Annotated in this window: 16 protein-coding genes; 10 read left to right on the top strand and 6 right to left on the bottom strand. The window is 48.7% G+C overall.

The genetic code is table 11. The features are described 5' to 3' along the window. Nucleotides 1–101 precede the first annotated feature (101 nt). On the bottom strand, nt 102–2,546 hold the full coding sequence (locus VC28_RS08975) for a response regulator (RefSeq protein ID WP_049630344.1): 2,445 nt from the start codon (nt 2,544–2,546) through the stop codon (nt 102–104). A gap of 197 nt (nt 2,547–2,743) precedes the next feature. Here VC28_RS08975 and VC28_RS08965 point away from each other — a divergent pair, with 197 nt between their 5' ends. From VC28_RS08965 to VC28_RS08950, 4 genes are all read left to right on the top strand, one after another. Beyond that, nucleotides 2,744–4,867 (top strand): TonB-dependent receptor family protein, encoded by a 2,124-nt coding sequence (locus tag VC28_RS08965; protein ID WP_231591685.1) that lies wholly within the window; start codon nt 2,744–2,746, stop codon nt 4,865–4,867. A 79-nt stretch (nt 4,868–4,946) separates the two neighbouring features. After that, entirely contained in the window at nt 4,947–7,370 is a 2,424-nt protein-coding gene (hrpB, locus tag VC28_RS08960; protein ID WP_049630342.1) for an ATP-dependent helicase HrpB, read from the top strand. A gap of 216 nt (nt 7,371–7,586) precedes the next feature. After that, nucleotides 7,587–8,702, top strand: a complete 1,116-nt coding sequence (locus tag VC28_RS08955) for a carbohydrate porin (RefSeq protein ID WP_049630341.1) — start codon at nt 7,587–7,589, stop codon at nt 8,700–8,702. Between the two features lie 67 nt (nt 8,703–8,769). Continuing rightward, nucleotides 8,770–10,368 (top strand): methyl-accepting chemotaxis protein, encoded by a 1,599-nt coding sequence (locus VC28_RS08950; RefSeq protein ID WP_049630340.1) that lies wholly within the window; start codon nt 8,770–8,772, stop codon nt 10,366–10,368. Nucleotides 10,369–10,538: 170 nt separating this feature from the next. On the opposite strand, the gene VC28_RS08945 is transcribed toward VC28_RS08950, so the two are convergent. Further along, nucleotides 10,539–11,201: a response regulator gene (locus tag VC28_RS08945; protein ID WP_049630339.1), complete on the bottom strand. Its 663-nt coding sequence runs from the start codon at nt 11,199–11,201 to the stop codon at nt 10,539–10,541. Continuing rightward, nucleotides 11,198–12,778 (bottom strand): ATP-binding protein, encoded by a 1,581-nt coding sequence (locus VC28_RS08940; RefSeq protein ID WP_231591684.1) that lies wholly within the window; start codon nt 12,776–12,778, stop codon nt 11,198–11,200. Before VC28_RS08940 ends, VC28_RS08945 begins: the two co-directional genes overlap by 4 nt. Nucleotides 12,779–12,928: 150 nt before the next feature. On the opposite strand from VC28_RS08940, the gene grxD reads away from it, so the two are divergent. After that, complete coding sequence (gene grxD, locus VC28_RS08935) at nt 12,929–13,246, top strand: Grx4 family monothiol glutaredoxin (protein ID WP_049630338.1); 318 nt, start codon at nt 12,929–12,931, stop codon at nt 13,244–13,246. A 60-nt stretch (nt 13,247–13,306) separates the two neighbouring features. On the opposite strand, the gene VC28_RS08930 is transcribed toward grxD, so the two are convergent. Next, nucleotides 13,307–13,621 (bottom strand): hypothetical protein, encoded by a 315-nt coding sequence (locus VC28_RS08930; protein WP_049630337.1) that lies wholly within the window; start codon nt 13,619–13,621, stop codon nt 13,307–13,309. Nucleotides 13,622–13,798: 177 nt separating this feature from the next. Between VC28_RS08930 and lpxL the strand changes: the two genes are divergently transcribed. The 3 genes from lpxL to VC28_RS08915 all read left to right on the top strand — a co-directional run bounded on the left by lpxL (nt 13,799) and on the right by VC28_RS08915 (nt 16,942). Beyond that, nucleotides 13,799–14,731, top strand: coding sequence for an LpxL/LpxP family Kdo(2)-lipid IV(A) lauroyl/palmitoleoyl acyltransferase (gene lpxL, locus VC28_RS08925; RefSeq protein WP_082191467.1), 933 nt, complete (start codon nt 13,799–13,801; stop codon nt 14,729–14,731). 134 nt (nt 14,732–14,865) lie between these two features. Then, nucleotides 14,866–15,822: a magnesium/cobalt transporter CorA gene (gene corA / locus VC28_RS08920; RefSeq protein ID WP_049630335.1), complete on the top strand. Its 957-nt coding sequence runs from the start codon at nt 14,866–14,868 to the stop codon at nt 15,820–15,822. 4 nt (nt 15,823–15,826) lie between these two features. Next, complete coding sequence (locus tag VC28_RS08915; RefSeq protein WP_049630334.1) at nt 15,827–16,942, top strand: diguanylate cyclase; 1,116 nt, start codon at nt 15,827–15,829, stop codon at nt 16,940–16,942. 1 nt (nt 16,943) lies between these two features. Here VC28_RS08915 and VC28_RS08910 read toward each other — a convergent pair whose 3' ends face one another. Further along, entirely contained in the window at nt 16,944–17,261 is a 318-nt protein-coding gene (locus VC28_RS08910) for a hypothetical protein (protein ID WP_049630333.1), read from the bottom strand. 178 nt (nt 17,262–17,439) lie between these two features. Between VC28_RS08910 and queE the strand changes: the two genes are divergently transcribed. Both queE and queC read left to right on the top strand, forming a co-directional pair. Beyond that, nucleotides 17,440–18,090, top strand: coding sequence for a 7-carboxy-7-deazaguanine synthase QueE (gene queE / locus VC28_RS08905; RefSeq protein WP_049630332.1), 651 nt, complete (start codon nt 17,440–17,442; stop codon nt 18,088–18,090). A gap of 54 nt (nt 18,091–18,144) precedes the next feature. Further along, the gene (gene queC / locus VC28_RS08900; RefSeq protein WP_049630331.1) at nt 18,145–18,822 is read left to right on the top strand and encodes a 7-cyano-7-deazaguanine synthase QueC; all 678 of its coding nucleotides are present in this window, start codon (nt 18,145–18,147) and stop codon (nt 18,820–18,822) included. A 6-nt stretch (nt 18,823–18,828) separates the two neighbouring features. Here queC and VC28_RS19545 read toward each other — a convergent pair whose 3' ends face one another. Beyond that, a complete protein-coding gene (locus VC28_RS19545) occupies nt 18,829–22,740 on the bottom strand; it encodes an EAL domain-containing protein (protein ID WP_082191466.1) in 3,912 nt (1,303 codons plus the stop codon). Between the last annotated feature and the right edge of the window lie 78 nt (nt 22,741–22,818).

Below are 22,818 nucleotides of genomic sequence, written 5' to 3'. Positions count from 1 at the left end.
AAGGCGCTTGAGGCATAAACACAACCTGTCAGCGGCATAAAATAGGCGTCAAATATATAAGTTATTGCGATTATTGGCAAATTTGGCCGGATTTCACCTCATTAGCGGCTGGAAAAACCATTTCCCTGCACAAATTCCTTGGCAAAAATAATGTCGTTTTGCAGATGGAATCCGCTGTCCGGTGGCTGGATAAAAAACCCTTCAAACAAACGTACACCTTGCATCCACAAACTGGATAGGTTGTGTGAATTTTCTATTTGGGTTGCGATGACCTTAATACCTTGCTGCGTTGCCTTGTTGACCAATTGCTCTAGTAGTGCGGAGTTGGTGCCTTTGTTGGTCAGCTTGGGCGATAGGCGCAGGTAGCGCGTTGCCAACTGATCAAGCATAGGAATGATGTTTTCATTTTCACCGGCACGGGTGATACAGATACTGCAGCGTATATTCTCCAATGCCTTGGCAATTTCCTGGGTCTGGTGAAAGTGATTGAGCGCCCAGTTTTCTTCCAGCATGAAAACCAGTCGGCCATCACCGCGCAGGCGCGACGAGCGCAATACATTGGCAGCAAAAGAAAAGAAAGCGCTCTGTTGCAGGGTCTCTTCTGCTAAATGAATGAATAGTGTTGCCTGCTCGCGGGTAGCGCTATTCTCGGCGATGGCGCTGACCGCCTGCTGCAGTACCCAGCGATCCAGTTCCAACCTCCGCCCGGGCTGGGTAATCCGGCTGAGGAATTGCCCGGCCGGGATTGGATCTCCCTCCTCGTTGCGTAACCGGGTGAGCACGGAAAAGTGCTCTATCTGGGCATCTTCAAGGCTAATGATCGGCTGGAATGCCAGGGTCAGGTCACGGCTAAACACGATATGGGAAAAGTCGGGCAAATTCTTATCGGTTGTTGCTGTTGCACTGGCTGTTGCAGCGCCACTGAGGCTGGCCTCAAATGCTTGCTCTGCACTGAGCAGGGCATTGTTGGCGGTGCCCAGTGCGGGATTGAGTGCTGCTATACCCAGCTTGATATCCAGTGAAAGCGACTTGCCCTTGATCATGTAGGGTTGCGCGCTTAAATGACGCGTAAATTGTTCGCCGCGTTGGCGATGGAATTCCGGGCTGCGTTTTCCGGCAAGCACACAGGCCACCAGATTGGACAGATCCATCCAGTGCTCGTCACTGCCGACAGTATCGGCGAGGCGGCGACAGAATTGGTCGTGTAGTTCAGCGAAATCCACCGGCCCAAGCTGCTTAGCCAGCTCTTCCAGTTTGTCGATACTGAAGTAATAAAGGGCGCTGGTTTGGCTGCCCAGATTGCTGGTGTGTAATTCTTCCTCCAGCACAGTAAAAAAGTAGCTGCGGTTGATCTGCTGGGGCTGTTGGTTTTGACGGGTTACCCGCGCGACCCGATTTTTCAGGGCCGATGTATCCGCCAGTGCTTGTTGGCTGACGCGTATCAGGTCGGCTGCTTCAAAAGGCTTGGTCAGCAGGGCGTTAATGCCTAATGCTTTGATGTTTTTGTGGAGTGTGGCATCGGTATCGGCGGTGACAAAAATGATCGGGAGCAATAAAAACTCTGGATCCTGCCTGAGCAACACAGCCAACTCCATGCCGTTCATGTCGGGCATATGCATGTCCAATATCACCAGATCAGGTTTGAAGCGCGCTGCATGTTGCAAGCTATGCAGTGGCTGGTTCACTGCTAACACCTCCATGCCTGCATAGCGCAGGATTTCCGCCTGCAGCCCGGTGATGTCCTGGTCGTCATCGACCAGCATCACCCGTGGGGTTTTGGTGTTTTCACTGATGATATGCACCAGCTTTTCTACCAAAAAATTGAAATCGAGCGGTTTGGTCAGGTAGTCCGTACTGCCAGCGCGCAGGGCGCGCAATTTGGCGTTCACATCGGTGCGGCCAGACATCAGGATGATCGGGGTAGTCGCGGTAAGAAGCGCCTTGATCTGGTGAAGGCTGGTGATGGCTTTGAGCCCTGCGCGCTCAAAATCCGGATCCATCAATATGGCAGAAGGCGAATCCAGATAAAGCCGCTGCATGCAAGATTGAGGGTTATCAAAGTACTCAACCGTAAATCCTGCTTTGCGCAAATACGCATTGCAAAGTGCGGCAACAACGCGGTCAGGGTCGATAACAAAAATGGTTTTTCCCTGTGCTTCAGGGTAGGGGGCAGTCCGGTCATTCAGTGGCAGGGGATCTTTGCGGGCATTGCCACTGGCCGCAATCGCCATAGCGCGGCTGAGGTGTTGGATATGTTCCTGCAACTGGGCATGTTCCAATCCGCCAAAACTGCGCCCCAGTGCGTTGAGGTTGGTGATAAAACTGTCTAACTGCCCGGCTGTGTGGTGCAGGTCGGGGAAGCCATAGTGGGTACTGGCCTCGGCGAGTTTACGCGCAAATTGTTGCAGGACAGTAATGCCTTGCTCAGTCCAGTTGAGGTGGCGCAAATGGCTCCAGATCTCTTCCAGACGGCGCGCCCGCTCTGGCAGGCTTGCCACAAATTGCTGGCGTAGCTGTTCTAGCTGATTGCGAAATTCTTGTTGCATAGAATCATCCTGATGCTCACTTCTTGAGTATAGAACCTGTTCACCAAAGTGCAGGTGTTGTAGAGACTCATCTGCTCCCGGCGTAAAAAATCGTTTTGGTGCATGAGATTAGGCGTGTTTTTCAGCAAAATGGCGCTCTCGTTCCGAGCCAGCTTTTCACTGGCATTCGTCATTACTTATACGCAGATGGTTTCTTTATGGGTTCCTGGTTTGGAAAAAAGTGTTCTCGCTTGGTGACAACGCGGTTGTTGGCAACAAAATCGGTAATTGCATCATCGGTGCTTGCACCATTCATGATCGCGCCGTCGCTGCAGGCTGCACCTGAAGTATTGGAAACACTGCTGGTGTCGGGTGTGCGCACAGGCACCTCCGGACTGCATGACCGGGTCATGCTCAAAACCGATGAAAATTTCATGCCGGGTGCGCGCCTTGATCCCGCTGAATTGTTGCAGCACTTTCCGGGTGTGCAGGTGGATTCCCGTAGTAACTATGCGCAAGACACCCGTATCAGCCTGCGGGGTTTTGGCGCGCGCTCCGCATTTGGTGTGCGCGGTATTGATTTATTGGTGGATGGCGTCCCCTTGTCCACACCGGACGGGCAAGGGCAGTTATCCAGCAGCTTGCTGGATAGCATCGGGCGCGTAGAGGTATTGCGCGGGCCGATTGCCGCGCTCTATGGCAATGGCGCAGGTGGTGTTATTGCACTGCAAACCGCTGTGCCCGAATACAACAACATCAGCGCCAGTGTGATGGCGGGTGACCCCGGGTTGCAGCGGCAATTGTTGCAAGGTGAGTGGCAGCGCAACAATTTGGCTGCGCGGGTGCAGTTTGCCAATACGGATATCGATGGCGAGCGCCCGCATTCGCGTGCAGAGCGCAAGCAAGCAGGTGCGCAGATTTTTTATCGCACTGACAGCGGAATTGATGTGTTGGTCAAACACGATTACAGCGACGATCCGCTGCTGCAAGATCCGCTCGGGTTAACACCAGCGCAATGGCGCAATGACCCCTGGCAATTAAACCCCGCCGCTGAAACCTTCGATACACGCAAATCGGTTGCGCATCAGCAGACCTCTATCAGCCTGCGTGACAACACCGGCTCGCGCCGCTGGCAGGCATCGCTCTGGCAAGGTGAGCGCGATATTGTTCAGTACCTGGGTTTTAGTGGCGATGCGATTACCGGCAGTGGTGGCGTAGTGGATTTAGCGCGGGATTTTTCTGGTGCGAGCGGCACTTTTACGCAAAGCCTTGATGTATTGGCAATGCCTGTTGATATCAGTGTGGGTGCTGAATTGGCGCAGATGCAAGATCATCGGCGCGGTTATGTAAACAATAATGGCGAAGCCGGTGATTTGCGCCGCAACGATAAAGGTGATCTGGATAGCCGCGATATTTATGCGCTGGTGCAAATGCATCCCCTTGAAACATTAATGCTGTATGCCGGTGCACGTCACACGAGTCTGGACATTGATGTGCAGGATTTTTTTATAGTGTCGTCACCGACAGGAGCCGTAGGGAATCCGGATGATTCCGGTGCGCGCAATTATCGCGAACAGGCGTATGCAATCGGTGTTAATTACACATTTGTAAATGCATGGGAAATATTTGCCAGCAGCGGGCGCGGTTATGAAACGCCCACTCTGACCGAAATGGCGTATAAAACCAACGCGACCGGTTTGAATACTGAGCTTGACGCGGCGATTAATCGCCAGCACGAATGGGGAATCCGCTACCGCCCAAGAGCCTTGGGTGAGATAACGCTCACGCAATTTTTAATCGAGACCGAAAATGAAATTGTGGTTGACCAATCACTCAACGGGCGCACCAGTTTTCGCAATGCCGCAGCAACCGAACGCGATGGCATAGAACTGCTGGTGCGCTACCCGCTTGGTGAGCAAATTTTAGTGCAATTCAGCGCACAACAATTGGATGCTGAATATTCCGCGGGGCAATGGCAAGGTAAAACATTACCGGGTGTCGCCGCCCGCCAATATCAGTTAGGCGTACAATGGCGGCCGTGGGTAAATGATGCATTGATTGCAGGGTTGCAAGCGCAAGAGCGTGCGCGCATTTTTACGGCGGATAATAACCAGATTTACGCACCTGCATACACTACCTTTGATTTCACCTTGCAAGGTGTTTACTCATTGCAACAGGTGTCATTACCAAAAACCGATATTGAATGGTGGATCAAATTGGCGAATATTACCGATGAAAATTATGTAGGCTCGGTGGTCGTTAACCAAAGCAATGGCCGCGCTTTTGAACCAGCGTTGGGGCGTAACCTTGTTGCCGGCATCAAGCTTGGTTACAAGTTTTAAAAAGTTTTTTTAAAAAATTATTTTAAAAAGTTGCTTCTAAAAATCACTTTCAAAAGTAACATTTACATAGGTTTTGCACTTGGCCGATATTGATCTTGATAGCTTGCCCGTACTTCCGCTCACTGGTTTGCGCGACGATTTTTTTGCGGCATTAACCCGCACGCCACTGTTGTTAGAGGCAGAACCAGGCGCGGGTAAATCAACTCTTGCACCGCTGTGGGTATTGGCCAATACAGCGCCCGGACAACAAGTATGGTTGGTACAGCCGCGCGTACTGGCGGCGCAAGCATTGGCACAGCGGCTCGCGCAGCTACTGGGGGAAACGCCGGGGCAGCAAGTGGGTTATCAAGTGCCCTACGATTCACGCATGGGCAACAATACCCGGTTGGTGTTGATGACACCGGGCGTTTTGTTGCAACACTTATTGCAAAATCCAACTCTGGATGGTGTTGCCTGTGTGATGCTCGATGAAATTCACGAGCGCAGCGTCAATCAGGATGTAGCTTGGGCGTTTTTACAAGAAGTGCACATCCTGCGCGATGATTTGCAGCTGGTATTGATGAGTGCAACACCTGACCCCGCATTGCAGAAACAAATCGCCAACCGTTTATTTGCGCCCGGCCGCTGTTTTCCGGTGAGTATCCAGTATCAACCAGCAAAACAATCAAACAACGGCTACCCGGAAAAACTGGAAGAGCAATTGTTGCGCGCCTTGCTTGCGCAAACGAATTGGCAATCGCAATGTGTGTTGGTTTTTTTGCCGGGTTGGCGTGAAATTGAAAACTGTGCAGCGTTAATTTCGCAGCAATTTCCTGCGCATAAAATATGTCGCCTTCACAGCCGTGTGCTGATGAATGAACAAACAGCGGCGTTGGATGAAACACAAGGTGCGCGGTTGATTCTTGCTACCAATATTGCCGAAACCTCATTGACCATTGCCGATGTAACTCTGGTGATTGATTCCGGTTTGGCGCGCCGTGCCGATTACGAACAGCGCACCGGTGTCACGCGCTTGCGCACTGCGCGCATTAGCATGGCCAGTGCAGAGCAACGTCGCGGTCGTGCAGGGCGCGTGCAGGCAGGTCATTGTATTCGCTTGTGGTCGCAAGACCAGCCGCTGGCCGCAGCAGATTTACCGGAAATCCGTGCGACCGATTATTTACCGCTGGCGCTGCGCATTGCACATTGGGGAAGCCCTGTTGCCGATTTACCCTGGCTGGAGGTGCCTAATGCATTGGCAATGAATTTTGCGCAGCAGCAATTACACAAGATGCAACTGTTAGATGGCTCGGGCGCGATTACTGCTGCAGGAAAATCAGTCAGCGCCTTGGGAACCCATCCGCGCGTTGCTGCGTTTTTGTTACTGCATCAACAGGTGATCAGTGAGCCTGCGCTATTGCTTGCACTTGCCTTACATTTTGAATTTTCTGCCGAGCAAGATATTGCAACCTTGATGGATGACGCCGCACGTGAGCTTGCGCGCAATCGTCAATGGCAGCAGCAACAAAAACGTTGGCTTCAAGTATTGTCACTACAAAAAAACGACAGCGAATTAATGCCGCTGTATGTTGCCCAGGCATTCAGTGATCGTATTGGATTTAAACAAGACTCTGGTCGCTACCGCTTGAACTCTGGCATGAGTGTAGAAAGTCAGGGCAAGTTGGAATCCCAATGGGCCGTCTTCCCCGTTATCAACACGCGCCCGAAAAGCCACTCCGGTATTGGTATCGCTTTGCAGTTAACGTCGGTGCAACAGCGACAGCTCAGTCAATCGCAATCAGAATTGGTGTTTAAACAGCAGCGTTGGCAAGAACACATTTGCTGGGTGATGGGTGGTGTGGTGATTGATGAAGAATGGAGAGCGATATCCGCAACCGACATAGTACCGAAGTTACTGCAACAGGTCCGTACAATCGCTGCATCAAAAGGGCTCGATCACTTGGCATGGAGCGATAAAGCGAAAACGCTACTTGAGCGCGCGCGTTTGGTGAGTTTGCATCAGCTATACGATTTGCCCGCAGTGGATGACGAACACCTCGTTAGTCATCTTGAACAATGGTTGCTGCCATTTTTAACTGAATCAACCCGCTTGGAGCAGTTGCCTTTATTTGAAGCATTGGAGTTTTATATCGGCTTTGATGGCTGCCAAAAAATAGCACAACTGCTGCCAGAAAAAATCGAGCTGCCCAGTGGGCGTAACGTATCGGTCAGTTTTAATAGTGATGGCAGTGCGCAAGTGTTTGCCAAATTGCAGGAATTTTTTGGCTGTGAACAGTTGCAATTAGGCGGTGGAAAAATTCCTTTGAAAATACATTTGTTATCCCCCAATGGCAGTCCGCTTGCTATCACCACCAATTTGCAAACCTTTTGGCAGCAGGCCTACCCGGATGTGCGCAAAGAAATGCGAGGGCGCTATCCTCGTCACCCATGGCCGGACAATCCACTGGAGCATGAAGCCACTGCGCTCACCAAAAAGAAATTGGCGCAGCAACAGGGTCAATAATCCGATCATGTTTAAATATCTCCTTGAGTCTGTGTTTTTATCCGCTTATTTGTCTATTAATTTACCTTTAAATTCTAAAAAGAAATGAAAAATTTCTTTTTAGGCGACAACCCGTGAATTGTTAAATCCCTGTCTATACTGCTATTCACCGTATCATTTGCATGGTATGGGCTGAGCTGGGATTTTCCGTCCTGATTATCGAGGGACCAATTCGCCATGAAAAAATTATCGCTTACCGTTTTACTCCTGTTCTTCACCACAAGCGCACACGCAAATACAGAGGATTCCAATACCCCCGCGTATGAATGGTCAGCTGCGCTCACCTTGGAAAGCGTGAGCAATATGGATGGCGGGATTAAAAAAGGTTCGCGTGAACTGGCCAATCTTGATCTGACACTGGCAATCGATACAGAGGCCGCAGGATGGTGGGGAAGCGGCGAATGGTTTGTTTATGTGTTGGGTAACGCGGGAAAAAATCCTTCTGATTACGTTGGCGATGTACAAGGTATTTCCAATATCGCAACGGATGAAACGGTAAAAATGTATGAGTTTTGGTATCAGCATTATTTTGCCGATGAAAGTGTAAAAGTGCTGTTCGGGTTGCACGATTACAATTCCACTTTTTATTCATTAGAGTCTGCGGGCCTTTTTACCCACCCATCATTCGGTATAGGCCCGGATACATCACAGGTTGGCCCTTCCATTTTTTCCACAACGGCCACTGCCTTGCATTTTACTTTTACGGGCGAGAATCAATATTTGCTCGCCGCAATTTATGACGGAATTCCTGGTGATCCCAATAACCCACGCGGCACTCATATTCAATTCAATAGTAGCGATGGCTTATTCAGTGCAGTCGAATGGGGTTGGGCAAATAGCAACAGTGACAAGCTCGCATTAGGCGCATGGCAACACACCGCTGAAGTTGAAAACCCGGTGGATGGCAGCATCAACGATGACAACACCGGAATTTATATTATTGGTGAAAAAAATATTAATAATGTTGCCGCTGTCTTTGTGCAATTAGGGCAGGCAGACGACCAATTTAACCAACTGGAGTATTACGCGGGTACCGGTATTACCTTCAATAGTTTTTGGCTGGATGATGATGGGTTAGGGCTTGCTGTCGCCCATGCGCGCAATGGCGATCCCTATCTTGCCGCTAATACAGAACTACAGCGTGCAGAAACGGCGTGGGAGCTAACCTATTTTGCACCGGTGATCGATCATTTAAGTGCACAAGCAAGCGTGTATTACATCCAGAATCCATCTATGGATAAAACAATAAGCGATGCATTGGCGTTAGGCGCACGTGTTTACATAGAGTTTTAGATGGAGCATTCAATTTATTTTTTAATGAAGTGTTTTCTACTGAAAGTTACGGAAAAGGGCAAACGTAATGAATATCAGGCAATCAATAACCTGTGTCGTCGCTGTGTTTATTGTGCTCATAGGAATTAATACCTATGTTGGCTTTAATTCCAGCCAAAAACTGGGTGCGTTGCTGGATTATATTTCCGGTCCGGCCTGGAATGCAGCAGACGGTGCTATGGAAGGGCAAATTGGTTTGGAGGCTCAAATCATTGCGCTGCAAAAGCTGTACTACAACGAAGCAACCTACGCTGAAATTCAAACAGTTTTTGAAGATGCAATTGCAATGGAAAATGAAGCACTGGCGCGCATGAAAAATTCCGGGTTGATGAGCCCAGCCACTATTGCCAACCTGGATCAACAATTAACGGAATACCACATAACCCGCGATGCGCTGATCAACAAACTACAGTCAGGTGCTGTAGCGCTAACGGAATATCAACAACTCAATAGCCAATTGGATGAATTGTTAGTCTTTATTGGAAAAATGGAAGAAGAGGCCGATGCAAAAGTGGAGAGTGAAACAGGAAATGTATCGGCATTGCAACATGCTGCTACGATCAAATTATTTTCTGCATTGGTAGTGAGTGTTGTGATGGCGATCGTTATTTTTATTTTTGCCAACAACATGATATTGCAGCCAATATCACGCGTCACTGAAAACTTGCAAGAGTTGTCATCAGGGTCAGGAGATCTGACTGCGCGCCTGCACAATGAAAATTCCACTACAGAATTGGGGCGGCTTGCTTATGCATTTAACCGGTTTGTTGAAAAATTACAAATACTGATTAGTCAGGCGCAAAACAGCAACCATACATTGACCGCTGCCAGTGTGCAGATCACTGAATCTATTGCCCAGACCACCAAGGGTTGCGATATGCAGCTGCAAGAAATTTCCCATGTTGTTTCGGTAGTGGAAAACATTTCCTCTACTTTGGAGAAGGTGGCAGAAGCGGCTGTGCGCGCTAATCAGGCATCGGTTGATGCTGCCAACACGACTGGTGCAGGTAATGAGGTAGTGGTTTTGGCACAGCAAGGCGTTGATGAAGTGGTGCAGGAAGTGAATAACGCATCGCAAGTGATTTCTGCATTAGTAGCGGATAGCCAGAATATTGGAAGCATGTTGGAAGTCATTCGCAGTATTGCCGAACAAACAAATTTGTTAGCGCTCAATGCTGCAATCGAGGCGGCGCGTGCAGGCGAAACCGGGCGCGGTTTTGCGGTGGTGGCAGACGAAGTGAGAAGTTTGGCTTCGCGCACGCAGGAATCAACTAAAGCTATCGAAACGATCATCACCAATTTGACCACGGGTTCAAGTAAAGCGGTGGAGGTGATGGGGGGAGCACAGCAAAAAGCGTTGGTTATTAAAGAGCGTATTGCCAATACGTCGAACGCTTTCTCCAACATTGTGGATGTGGTTGATAGGATCCAGCAAATGAATTCGCAAATTGAACGTGCATCGGAAGAGGAAAAGTACTCCATGCAGAAAATTACCGGCAGCATGGACACGATTTTACAACAAGCCCAAAAAAATCATGAGGCAGGCGAGCAAGTGAGCCGCTCACGCGCACATCTTGAGCAGGAGATTCTTAAATTGGAGGCATTGTTAAGTGGGTTCCGGACATAATCTTAGTATTAACCCGGTTATGAAACAGCCTGTAAACCTGAGCGGTACAATTCTTATAATCAATTATGGAAAAAATGTGAAAGCAGCGAGTAAGGTTGATAATAGAGCATTTTTTGGAGGTGGTAGGTTGTTTCGGTGCCTTCCATGGCTTGCCGTTTAGCAGCTAAAGATCATGAAATTTGCAAACGATACCCTACACCGTAAACAGAGTGAATAATGTCATCGTTGCAAATGGGCTGTAATTTTTTGCGTAATTTAGTGATGTGTGAATCCATAGTCCTATCACTCACAACCCGGTGATCGGTGTAGGCATTTTTTAATAATAAATCGCGCGAGATAACACGCTGCTTGTTCAGTAATAATGTTTCCAAAATGCGAAATTCAATACTGGTCAGCTCCACACATTGCTCACCTACACAGGCATATTGCCGCTCTTTGTCCAGACGTAAACCTTCTTCGTGTTGCTCATCTGTTTTGCTGCTGCGGCGCAGTACCGCTTTTACCCGTGCAACAACTTCACGTGGGCTAAAAGGTTTGCATATATAATCGTCTGCGCCCAACTCCAACCCAATCAAGCGATCAATTTCTTCCACTTTTGCCGTTGTCATAATAATCGGCACTTGGGATGTCTTGCGCACTTCCTGACAAATACTTAACCCATCGCGTTTGGGAAGCATCAGATCAAGCAGTATAAGGTCCCATTTTTCAGTGAGGATTTTTTGCAAAGCCTGTTCACCATCGCTGATCAAGGTGGTGTTGTAATTTTCACTGGCCAGATAATCTTGCAAAATTTCACCCAGATCAATTTCATCTTCCACAATTAAAATATTCATACGCTTTCCTGTAGAGGTAAATACACAGAGACTTTCAAGCCGCCCAGTTCACTGTTGGTAATAGTGATCTTGCCTTCGTGCGCATCGGCAATGTTGCGACAAATGCTTAAGCCTAATCCTGCTCCGCCTGTTTCGCGGCTGCGCGATGATTCGGCGCGATATAAACGTTCAAACAGTTTTTCGTGTAATTCAGGTGAAACACCGGGTGATGAATCTTCAATAGTAAACACGGCATTGCCTTGCTCAGACAATAGGCGCACACGAATGTTTCCGGGAGCTTCAGTGTAATTAATGCTGTTATTGAACAAATTTAAAAATAACTGGTGCAACCGTTCCGGATCTGCAAATGCCATGAGCGGATTGTTGGGTAGTTGTGTATCAAGTTGCAGCCCAGTCTGTTGTAATTTTTCATGCAGGGAAACACTGATTTCATCGATGATTTCCCGTAAATCACAGGTTGTTTTGCGGTAGCTCATAGCGCCAATATCAGTTAGCGATAATTGATACAAATCATTAATAAGATTGGCAAGACGCGCAGCGTGTTTTTGTAGCCGTGCAATTGCTTTAGCATCAAATTTCCGTACACCATCCTCCAGTGCTTCAAGATCTGCTTTTAGTACTGCCAGCGGCGTGCGCAACTCGTGGGAAATATCGGCTACCCAGCGTTTGCGTGCTTGTTCTGTTTGGTCCAGTGTATGCGCCAGGTGATTTAAGTTTTCAGCTAAATTGGCAATTTCATCTTGCCCTTTGATTGCGAGGCGCTGGTGATATTCACCTTTGCTTAAATCCTGCACGTGACGGGCTAATTTTTTAACGCGCTGCGTCAATAAATACGAGAGTGGAATTGCGCAAGCGAGCGCAATCGCCAGGGCGACCATTGCCATTACCAGAAAATGTTTTTGTTGGCGTTTGGCAAATTCGCTGTCGCGCAAATCGCGCAGGGCAGGATTCATGGGGGTACCCAAATAGCCAATACGTTCTTTTTTACCCTCAATTGTGGCAAATAAATCGCTAAGAAAATAACTTTCGTTGCGCCATTTTTTCCCACTGATAATGTTTTTATTTTTATCGAGCAAAATGAAACGCCGGTAGGGTTGGTGACGCAAGAAATCATCTGTTTCCGGTTCACTGCGGCGCAGCTGTCGACGCTCTTCTTGCGTATTCCTGCGAATGAAATCCGGGTTGCGCTCTACTTTGTCTTCATCAAAACGATTGTCGAATTCGGGAAGAAATGGAAACGGAATAGGGCGTTCAAGCCGTTGACGTAAACTGGCGCTGTTTTGCCACACAAATAATTCCCAATAAAAAGGATTGAGCGTGAACATCGCCCAGTTTCCATTATTGGAATAATGGCGCTCCAAGGCTCTGATCAGGCGTGCATTGCGCGCGGCTTCTTTTTCTTCCATGTAATGGTTAAAACTGCGCTCAAAACTTAATCGTGAATATAAAAATAATCCGCCCGTCAGCAACACGGCAAAACAGGCGAAGACTAAAAAAACCTGGACTCGTAAATTGAATTTCACGGTACTGATACAACCTTGGTCGTGAGGGTAAGCAGGATTGCGTGGTAACAGCATATGCAAAAACCGTTATTTGGCAATCGCACGAGATTGGCCTGTCGCCACCGGCTGGGGTAAAATGGCAATACTTGAGCAAAATACTCGGATATATCCGCCCTTGCCCTGTTCCCCCTGTCGTAACGAATAGCCTTGTCGAGGTAGAGAAAGATGGATGTGTTAGAAACAATCAAGCAGCAAATTAGCGAAAATGCCGTGATTCTTTATATGAAAGGGTCGCCCAATGCGCCCCAATGTGGTTTTTCCCAACGCGCATCCCAGGCATTGATGGCGTGTGGCCAGCGCTTTGCCTATGTGGATATCCTGAGCAATCCGGACATCCGCTCCGAATTGCCCAAGTACGCCAACTGGCCAACCTTTCCACAATTGTGGGTCAAGGGTGAACTGATTGGTGGCTGCGATATCATCACCGAAATGCACGAAAAGGGTGAATTGAAGCCTTTGATTGACGCCGCGGCTGCCGGCTAAGCCTTTGGCACCGGCAGTCTCAGGCTGCGGGTGCTGCGCATGATGGGTTTGCCACCAATCTTATTGGTTGATGGCAAACACCAGCAGAATTCCTGCACCTATCACACTGATAATACAAAGCGATAAACCAATCACACGCTGGCGCGCCCTGCGTTGTTCATCGTTTTGGGATTGCAGCTGATGGGCACGCCACGCGATGTCTTTGGATTTGACCAACTTGTTGCGGATTTGGAGCAGGGCATGGATGTCATGCTCTATGTCGGCTTGCTGCCGGTTGCCATCCGGCTGATTGCGTTCTTGCTCAAGGGATTTAAGTTGTTGATCCAGTTGAACCAGCTTGCGGTCAAGCGCGGCAGATACCTGACGAATTTGCATAAATAAGAGCTCTTTGTGGCTGCCGGACAACCTTAGCAGAACCCACTGGCTTTGTCCTTGTCGTGTTTTTGCCTGAGCGCGGAGCGAATGTGGTTGCTATAATTCGCGCGCTTATTGTGTGCCTGACGCAGTCGTGTCTGCGTCCAGTGTTTTCATTTTCCGATACGAGTAATTATTTTGGATAAACACAGCCCACCCGAATTTCACTCTTCTTTTTATCGTCCACGCTTTTGGCCGACTTGGATGCTGTTGGCTTTTTTCCGCATTTGCGCTTTGCTGCCGGTGCCGGTCAATTTCGCGATAGGCCGTTTTATTGGCCTGCTGTTTTATTACTTGGCCAAGTCGCGCCGCCGTGTTGCCCAGACCAATATTGCCTTGTGTTTTCCCGAGCTGGATGAACAAGCGCAACACAAAATGGTGCGCGATGTTATCCGCAATTGCGGTATCAGTATCATGGAGTCAGCGATGTCTTTGTGGGGACAAAAAGACAAGCTGCGCGATCGTCACACCGTAGAAGGTTTGGAGCATATCGCTGCTGCAAAAGCAGAGGGGCGCGGTGCGCTGTTGTTGGGATGTCATTTCACTACCATGGATCCGGCAGGCCGCATTTATGCCTATCACGCCGATGCGCACATGTTGTATCGCAAAGACCCTAACCCGCTATTGGCTTATGAATTGATCAAGGCGCGCGAAAAATACCTGACTTCAGCGATTGTCTACAGCGATACCCGCCAGCTGATTAAAAAGCTGCGGCAGGGTGAGGCAGTCTGGTATGCGCCTGATCAGGACTACGGGAAAGACCAAAGCGTATTCGCCCCGTTTTTTGGTATTCCTGCAGCGACTGTCTTGGGGACTGCCCGTATTGCCCAGTTGGGTCGTGCAGTGGTTTTGCCCTATGCGCATTATCGCGAGGATAATGGACACTACCGTTTGGTGTTTGGTGCACCACTGGAAAACTTTCCCAGCGGTGACGATGTGGAAGATGCAACGCGCATCAACAAGATTATTGAGGATATGGTGCGTGTAAAACCCGAGCAGTATTTGTGGGTGCATCGCCGCTTCAAAACCCGTCCGGCAGGAGAGCCAGGGTTTTATAAAAAGAAACGCTGAGGTTTTGTTGATGAATAATTGTCAGCAACACTGAATAAATGCATTTCATTTAATCTACATTAATTACGCCTATGCTATAAAGCCGCCACCCGCGGAAACCATCGAAACCTTGAAGCTTCAGGAGATAAACACCGATGTTGAGAATGTTTAAAGTTCAAGGTAACGCGCTGCGTGAAGACAAGCAGCAAGATGAAAATACCCCCTTGGCACTTAGTAGTGCGCTGTGGATTGATGCGCGCGAACCCAGTGACGAAGAACGCGAAGAGCTTAATACCTTTCTGCGTGCCGAGTTACCCGAAACCGATGATGTTGAAGAGATTGAATTCTCTGCGCGCTATTTTCAGGATGGTGTGGGAATCCATGTCCACTCGCTGTTTTTGGCACCGGGAGACTCTGGTCGCCATAGCACCTCAACGGTGGCATTCATCCTTCAAGACAAACGTTTGATTTCAGTGCGCGATGGTGATCTGGCAGATTTCCGTTTGTTGCGCATGCGTGCCCGTGCCGGGCAAGTACATGTGACATCCCCGCAAGATTTGCTGGTGACCATGTTTGAGCAGAAAGTGGAAAACCTTGCCGATGCCTTGGAAGACATCCACCGCAAACTCGAAGAAGTCAGCCACATGGTGCTGGAGGATGAGGATGCCGAGTTGGAGGAGGCCATCGATAGATTGGCGAAGCTTGAGGACAGCAATGGAAAAATCCGACTGTGTTTGATGGATACCCAGCGTTCAATTTCTTTTTTGCAGCGCCATCTGCGCGAATCATTTGATCTGCAGGAAACTGCACGTGAGATCAAGCGTGATGTGGACACCCTCATGTCGCACACCGCTTTCCTGTTCGACAAAATTAACTTCTTGATGGACTCGACCCAAGGTTTCATCAACATCGAACAAAACCAGATTATTAAAATATTCTCGATTGCGGCGATGGTGTTCCTGCCTCCAACAGTAGTGGCCAGTGCGTACGGTATGAACTTTGAGTTTATCCCCCATACCCACTGGAAATACGGGTTTGCGGTGGCTCTCTCATTGATGTTCCTTTCCGCTGTTTTGCCGTATTGGTATTTCAAGCGCAAAGACTGGCTGTAATAACGTGAGTAAAAAAGACGAATCCGTCAGGGGATTAAGCTTTGTAAAACGCGTTTACCCTGCTCGCACCCTGGGTCTGGGGTTGGGCGGGGTTGCGGTTGGCACTGTACTTCTGGCGCAAGACTTTCCTGTCTTTTATTGGTTGCTTTTGCTGGTCAATGGCTTGGTCTGGCCGCATTTGGCTTATGTAATTGCCTGCCGTAGCGCTATACCTTTTCAGGCCGAACGCAGACATCTATTGTTGGATAGTGGAAGTGGCGGCTTCTGGGTGGTCGCGATGGGATTCAATCCTTTAGTCAGTACCCTGATCCTCATGATGTTGTGGATGAACAACATCGCAGCCGGTGGATTGCGCTTATTCCTGAAAGGGCTGGCCACCACAGGTATAGGTTTACTGGTGGGGTTAGCTGCATTTGGTTGGCATCCAGACCTGACGACGGGCGATTGGGTTGTATACGCCTCATTACCCATGCTGGTTGCTTACCCGGTAGCGATAGGCTTGATTACTTACAACCTTGCTATCCAGCTGCATCAACAAAAAGAATTATTAAAGCGCTTGAGCCGCACCGATGGATTGACGGGCTTATACAATCGTTATTACTGGGAGTCCCGTACTACCGAGTCGATTGCTGTCGCGCGCCGCAACAATCAACCTATGGCGTTGATTTTGTTGGATATCGACCACTTCAAAGCTATTAACGATACCTATGGGCATGTGGCAGGCGATCAGGTGCTCAAGCAGGTGGCGCAATTACTGCGCATGAATTTGCGCGAAGGCGAATTGTTAGGGCGTTACGGTGGCGAGGAGTTCGCGCTTTTATTACCTAACACCACCCAGGATGCTGCCTACGCAACCGCCGAGCGCTTGCGCTTGTTGGTAGGGCAGGCTTTATATGAAATCGATGAACGGGTGAGCGGATTACGCTGTTCTATCAGCGTGGGAGTGGCTGCGTTTCGCGAGGGGCAGGGTTACAGTGAATGGTTCAGAGCGGCTGATGCGGCTCTGTATCAGGCAAAGCATATCGGGCGTAATACCACGGTTGTATTCGATAGCACACTTCAGGATGTGTTGGTTCTGCACAAGCACCCAGGTGACCAGCGAGCAACATCGCCTGTCTAATTTATTCTTCTACCCATTCCCAACGTAAGGGTTGGCCAAAATCATCCAGAATCACTTTTTTGCGAGGGCGAGGCTTTTTAGGTTTGAGTGCCAGCTGGGGTTTTTTCCGCGCTTCTATGGCGGCGACCACCTCAGGTAAGGGGGTGCGGTCTTCCTGGCTTGAACCTTCAAAGATGCTGACCAAGGGCCCGTTAGCATCCACGCGGCCACTGAGTCCGCGAGGTATTTCATTGACATGTCCGCCTTTATGCAGAAATTCCTGAACTTGTTGTTCCAGTTCCTGATGCAGTTGGCGGCGGGTTTTGGTGGGTGTGATCATGTTGTGCAAATGTTGGATTGGACAAACCCGCAGTAGCGGGACGATCTGCCAGCATACCAGCGCCCCCAAGCCAAGGGCAATCGGCCAGAGCCTTTAACCTCGCATCACCGGCTCGCTTTAGGTAAACTGCGCGCCTTTCAAGCCTCTTCATTCCATCTGTATCTTAAATGGTCGTCGCATGACCCAAGCCAGCCTCAAAATTACTGAAATTTTCTATTCGCTCCAGGGAGAGTCTAATACTGTTGGTTTGCCGACCGTATTTGTCCGGCTCACTGGCTGTCCGCTGCGTTGTGGTTATTGCGATTCTGAATACGCCTTTTACGGTGGGGAGCGTTTGTCGCTCGATGAAATTCTCGCCAAAGTCGCCACCTATAACGCACGCTACATCTGTGTCACTGGCGGTGAACCGCTTGCCCAGCGCGAATGCCTGACATTGTTGACGGCACTGTGTGATGCTGGCTACAAGGTATCCCTGGAAACCAGCGGTGCTTTGCCCGTAGATGACGTTGATCCTCGCGTGGTTAAAGTAATGGATTTAAAAACGCCCGGTTCAGGCGAAGTGGGGCGTAATCGCTGGGAAAATATCCCGTTATTGGGTGAGCAGGATCAGATTAAGTTTGTGATTTGCGATCGTGCTGATTATGAATGGGCACGTTTCAAACTGGACGAATATCAATTATCAGGCAGAGTCGCTGAAGTATTGTTTTCCCCCAGCTTTGGTCAAGTAGAGCCATTGGCGTTAGCTGAATGGATTTTGGCGGATAATTTACCGGTGCGTTTCCAGTTACAACTCCACAAACTTCTGTGGAGTGATACCCCCGGCCATTGATGGCTGTCGTTTTCATCAGCGTTTTTCTTTTTTTATTCATGGTTGGTTGTTGTTATGTCGCAAAAAAAAGCAGTCGTGCTTGTCTCCGGCGGTCTGGATTCCACCACTGTGTTGGCTATTGCCCGCAGTGAAGGTTACGCCTGCTATTCCATGAGTTTTGATTACGGCCAGCGCCATAAATCTGAATTGCTTGCAGCAGAACGCACTGCCAAGGCCTTGGGCGCTGTTGAACATAAAGTGATTAAACTGGATTTGCGCTCAATCGGTGGTTCTGCACTGACAGATGACGCGATTGATGTGCCGGAGGAAGAGACGGGCGGTATTCCGGTAACCTATGTGCCGGCACGCAATACAGTATTTCTATCGATTGCCTTGGGTTGGGCTGAAGTACTGGAGTGTGACGATATTTTTATTGGTGTAAATGCGGTGGATTTTTCCGGCTATCCGGATTGCCGCCCGGAATATATCGCGGCTTATGAGAAGATGGCCAATCTGGCAACCCGCGCGGGTGCCGAAGGTAATAAATTACATATCCGCACACCACTGATTCACTTGAGTAAAGCCGATATTATCCGCCAGGGTATTGCATTGGGTGTTGACTACGGGCTGACAGTATCTTGCTATCAAGCAAACGATGCGGGCGAGGCGTGCGGAAAATGCGATAGCTGCCGCTTGCGCAAGCAGGGTTTTACTCAGGCCGGTATTGCCGACCCAACACATTACCAGAACTGATTTTTATCATTTATGCGCAGAGCAATATCCGCGCTCCAATAGCTGCTGTTCAAATTCTTCAATCGGCATGGGTCTGCCGAAGAAATATCCTTGGAACATGGTGCATCCATTTTGTTCCAGGAAGCTTTTCTGTACTTCTGTTTCAACTCCTTCTGCGATGACTTGCAAATTCATATTTTGTGCCATAGCAATAATAGTGCGGGTAATAATGGCATCGTTAGGGTCAATCGCGATATCGCGCACAAATGTCTGGTCAATTTTTAATTGATCCAGCGGCAAACGTTTCAAATAAGACAGGGATGAATAACCTATACCAAAGTCATCCATTGAAAAGCCAATTCCGCTATTTTGTAGTTGCTGCATTTTTTCGATACTTTGATCGACATTTTTCAGCAGTGAACTTTCGGTTAACTCCAACTTTAATAAATGCGGATTGATATTGCTGTGGCTGACAATAGCCAGTACATCATCCACAAAACTTGGCTGGTTAAATTGAATTGGGCTTACATTGACGGCAATGCTTAGCTGGCAAAACGCCTGATGAAGGCTCCATTGTTGTAACTGCTCACAAGCTTGGCGAATGACTTGTTTGCCAATGGAAACAATTAAACCGGTTTGCTCAGCGACAGGAATAAAATCGGCAGGGGAAATCATGCCGTTATTCGGATGTCGCCAACGCAGTAACAGCTCTGCGCCCAAGGCTTTACCCTGTGTATCAATTTGTACTTGATAGTAGGGAATCAATTGTTGTTTTGATTCATATGCAGTGCGCAAATCAGTTTCAATTGCGGCGCGCTTTTCCAAATGCGATTGCATATTGGGGTCAAAAAAGCGGATCGCATTTCTGCCACTGTCTTTGGCTTGATACATGGCGACATCGGCATGACGCAATAGATCGTCAATTGTGCGCATCTGGCCTTTAAATAAATTGACACCAATACTGATGGTGCAGTGATAAACCGATTGTTGTAACGGATAGGGTAAATTAATCAGGTCATGTAATTCTTCTGCACGTTTTTTCGCTTCCAGCGCCGCTGTTTCAGCGTCCTCCCCCAAATTATCAAACACCACAACAAATTCATCACCGCCCAAACGTGCAGCTAAATCTGTTGTGCGGATAATACTGGCAATGCGCTCCGCCACTTGCACCAATAGCTGGTCGCCGATGTGATGGCCGCGGGTATCGTTAAGCATTTTAAAGTGATCAATATCGATAAACAAAAGCGCGCCATGCTGACCAGTGCGCGCACTTTGCGCCGTTAATAGTCGCAGACGATCTTGCAACATACGTCTATTTGGCAGGCGTGTTAATGGATCAAAAAATGCGAGGTTATAGATTTTTTCCTGATCTTGTGCGCGTCGTAACTCACCGCTAATACGGTCGGCAAAAATTAATAATAGCGAGCTGATTTGCGGGGATATGGGTAATGGATGTTCTGCAAGCAGCACCAATACACCGAAGGGTGCTCCTTGTGCATTGCGTATACCTACTCCGAGATAACTCTCAATATTGAGTTCCCGCAATAACGCATCATCGGGATAGCGCGCACTTGCGCCACTGCTCATAAAACAAAAATTTTCTTCAAAGACATCGTTGCATGGAGTGCCTTGTAGTGCATAGCGAATGTTGGGTTGCAACTGGCCGTTTTTCAGGTAGGTGTGTGTAACTGCTTCGTTGGGATTTTCACTGTCAATCAAACTGATCGCTGCATGACCTGCGCCAATGGCATCGGCGAGTGCCTGCAATATGGTGACAAAAAAATCAGGAGTAGAGGCTGCATCTGCCGCAGCAGCTGTTAAGGCTAAATCAAGGCCTTTACGTTCGGTAATATCCTGCAAACTGCCTTGGATACTGATGTTTTGTGTATCGTCTAATGTATCGCCTTGTAATTGCAGCCACAATTTTTGTCCGTCAATTTCAATGCGCACTTCTTGCGTCAGTGGTTTGTGATAGCGAAGGCTGTCAGCAAGGGCATTGCTCAGATTTTCCCGATCTTCGCTATAGACAAACCGGTTGATAAAATCGGTCATGGTGGAGTTGAGATATTCATCGGGAAAGCCAAATAAGTCTTTCACTGAATTATTGAAATGGCATTCATCCGTATCCGGATTCCAGCTCCAGTAGGCGATGCGCGCCATTAGCTGGGCGCTTTCCAGGCGTTGCTCGCTTTGGCGCAAGGCATCTTCCACTTGTTTGCGCTCTGCCAGTTCCTTCTCTGCTCGCAAGAGCGCTTTGCGCTGTGGTCCCAAATCAATATCAAGGCAATACATTTCTTTGTGATCGGGCGTGTCAATCAATACATGGTTTGAATATACCCACACTTCATTGCCATTGGCGTCCTGTAGTGCGAGTTCACCCGAGGGGATCGCTATATCCTTTTCATGCCAGTCTTCGATTGCTTGATAAACGCCTTCGCGCATAAAGCCGGGGATAATTAAATCTTCCAGTTTTTTCCCCATTGCATTTGAGGCGCTAAATCCATATAGATCCTCACTGGCTTTGTTCCAGAAAATTACTTCGTGGAAACGGTTGTAGCCTTGCACAGCAATATTCCGTGTGGTTTCAAAAATATTGCGGAAGCGCTGTTCATTGGCGAGATCGGCTTGATGGGTATTGATGCGTTTGGTGATGTCGCGCGCAAGACAAATAAACCTGTCATCCTCACGGCGACTGCCAGCGTGTTTGGCAATCGACAGTTCGTACCAGAAAGTGTCATCGCCGTGGGTGATACGAATACTTTTGCCTTGCGATATTCCCCAGTGATCAGCTTCGCTGAGGGCATGCATCCATACAGAAACAGACGATGAGGGTAATGTTTCCGAAAGATTTTTTCCTAGCAGTTCTTCTGTTGTCAGATTGTGATGCTGGCTGCTGCCGTTGAAAGACAACACATGACCCTGACGGTCAATTTCAAATAGCAAATCCGGAATTGCATGAAGGATGGCTTCAAGATGTAATTTTTGTTTCTCTTGCGCCTCATTCGACTCGCCCAATTGATGCGTTGTGGTGATTATTTCGGTATGAGCTGCAGTGATCATCAGCCCCAAAATAGTCATACTGACAGTGTAAATCCAGATAACCCAATAGCTGAGCTGCTGCGAAGGTAATGAAAAAGGCCCGAGTTGGTGAACGCTGGACCAGATCGCGAGAAAGCTGAAGCCAATTGTGGTTAATGCGCAACCTAACAAACCGAAAGAGAGTGCTGCCCACGCCACGCAAACAAAACTGGTGAACACGATAGGCAAATGCCATTTGCCTTCAAGCAAGTCACCTTCAAAATTATTAAATGGAAAACAGCATAAACCTACAATCAGGCTGACTGCGAGAATAATGACAAAATCCAGCTTGCGTTCTGCTACACGGTTGATGTTGGCGCGATTGATGTTTATCAGCAGGGGAGTAATGAGGAAAACGCCGAGGCTATCGCCCATCCACCAGATAAGTACGGTATATAAGCCGTCATTGAGTGACCCCTGGTTGTCGCTATTGAGTGTAAAGCCACCGATAGCAGCTGACACCAACATGCCCAGCGCCCCTAGTGCTAAAAACCAGACAGTGTTGCGACGATTGAGTTGTGTGAGGTCGCACTGTGCCCTGCGCAAAAGCCATGTGCCAAACAGCGGTGCCAAGGTGTTCCCTGCGGCCAAAATCAGATTGGTGACGATGTTCGCACCACTGTATGTTTGCAGGGCGAATGCAGCCAGAAATACAGCTGGCCACATGCGTGGGGACCAGCGATAAAATGCGGCTAAAGCAATTCCGCCGGGTAACCAAAAAAGGGTGACCCGATCATTTTCGAAAGGCACACACAGGCCTAGCCAACCAGTCAGGCTGTAAGCCAAAAAAACAATCACTAATTGAGCGAGCCTGGGTAAATTGGGCTGCGATATTCCTTCCCCGTGTGAAGCAAAAAGCATGCGACTGTCTCGTAATCGACTAGGGCAACCAATCCTGGATGGCCGTTACAAACCTGTTGTTATTTCAAAGGGGGGTAG

The organism is Cellvibrio sp. pealriver, assembly GCF_001183545.1.
Taxonomy (GTDB): Bacteria; Pseudomonadota; Gammaproteobacteria; order Pseudomonadales; family Cellvibrionaceae; genus Cellvibrio.
The sequence above is the reverse complement of the archived record's forward strand: the minus strand, read 5'-3'. Positions and strand labels throughout refer to the sequence as shown.

Coding starts and splice junctions, on each gene's coding strand:
- VC28_RS08945 (WP_049630339.1), bottom strand. CDS start 11,201: ATGAATATTTTAATTGTGGAAGATGAAATTGATCTGGGTGAAATTTTG.
- VC28_RS08930 (WP_049630337.1), bottom strand. CDS start 13,621: ATGCAAATTCGTCAGGTATCTGCCGCGCTTGACCGCAAGCTGGTTCAA.
- VC28_RS08940 (WP_231591684.1), bottom strand. CDS start 12,778: ATGCTGTTACCACGCAATCCTGCTTACCCTCACGACCAAGGTTGTATC.
- queE (WP_049630332.1), top strand. CDS start 17,440: ATGACCCAAGCCAGCCTCAAAATTACTGAAATTTTCTATTCGCTCCAG.
- queC (WP_049630331.1), top strand. CDS start 18,145: ATGTCGCAAAAAAAAGCAGTCGTGCTTGTCTCCGGCGGTCTGGATTCC.
- VC28_RS19545 (WP_082191466.1), bottom strand. CDS start 22,740: ATGCTTTTTGCTTCACACGGGGAAGGAATATCGCAGCCCAATTTACCC.
- VC28_RS08975 (WP_049630344.1), bottom strand. CDS start 2,546: ATGCAACAAGAATTTCGCAATCAGCTAGAACAGCTACGCCAGCAATTT.
- VC28_RS08950 (WP_049630340.1), top strand. CDS start 8,770: ATGAATATCAGGCAATCAATAACCTGTGTCGTCGCTGTGTTTATTGTG.
- corA (WP_049630335.1), top strand. CDS start 14,866: ATGTTGAGAATGTTTAAAGTTCAAGGTAACGCGCTGCGTGAAGACAAG.
- grxD (WP_049630338.1), top strand. CDS start 12,929: ATGGATGTGTTAGAAACAATCAAGCAGCAAATTAGCGAAAATGCCGTG.
- VC28_RS08965 (WP_231591685.1), top strand. CDS start 2,744: ATGGGTTCCTGGTTTGGAAAAAAGTGTTCTCGCTTGGTGACAACGCGG.
- VC28_RS08910 (WP_049630333.1), bottom strand. CDS start 17,261: ATGATCACACCCACCAAAACCCGCCGCCAACTGCATCAGGAACTGGAA.
- VC28_RS08955 (WP_049630341.1), top strand. CDS start 7,587: ATGAAAAAATTATCGCTTACCGTTTTACTCCTGTTCTTCACCACAAGC.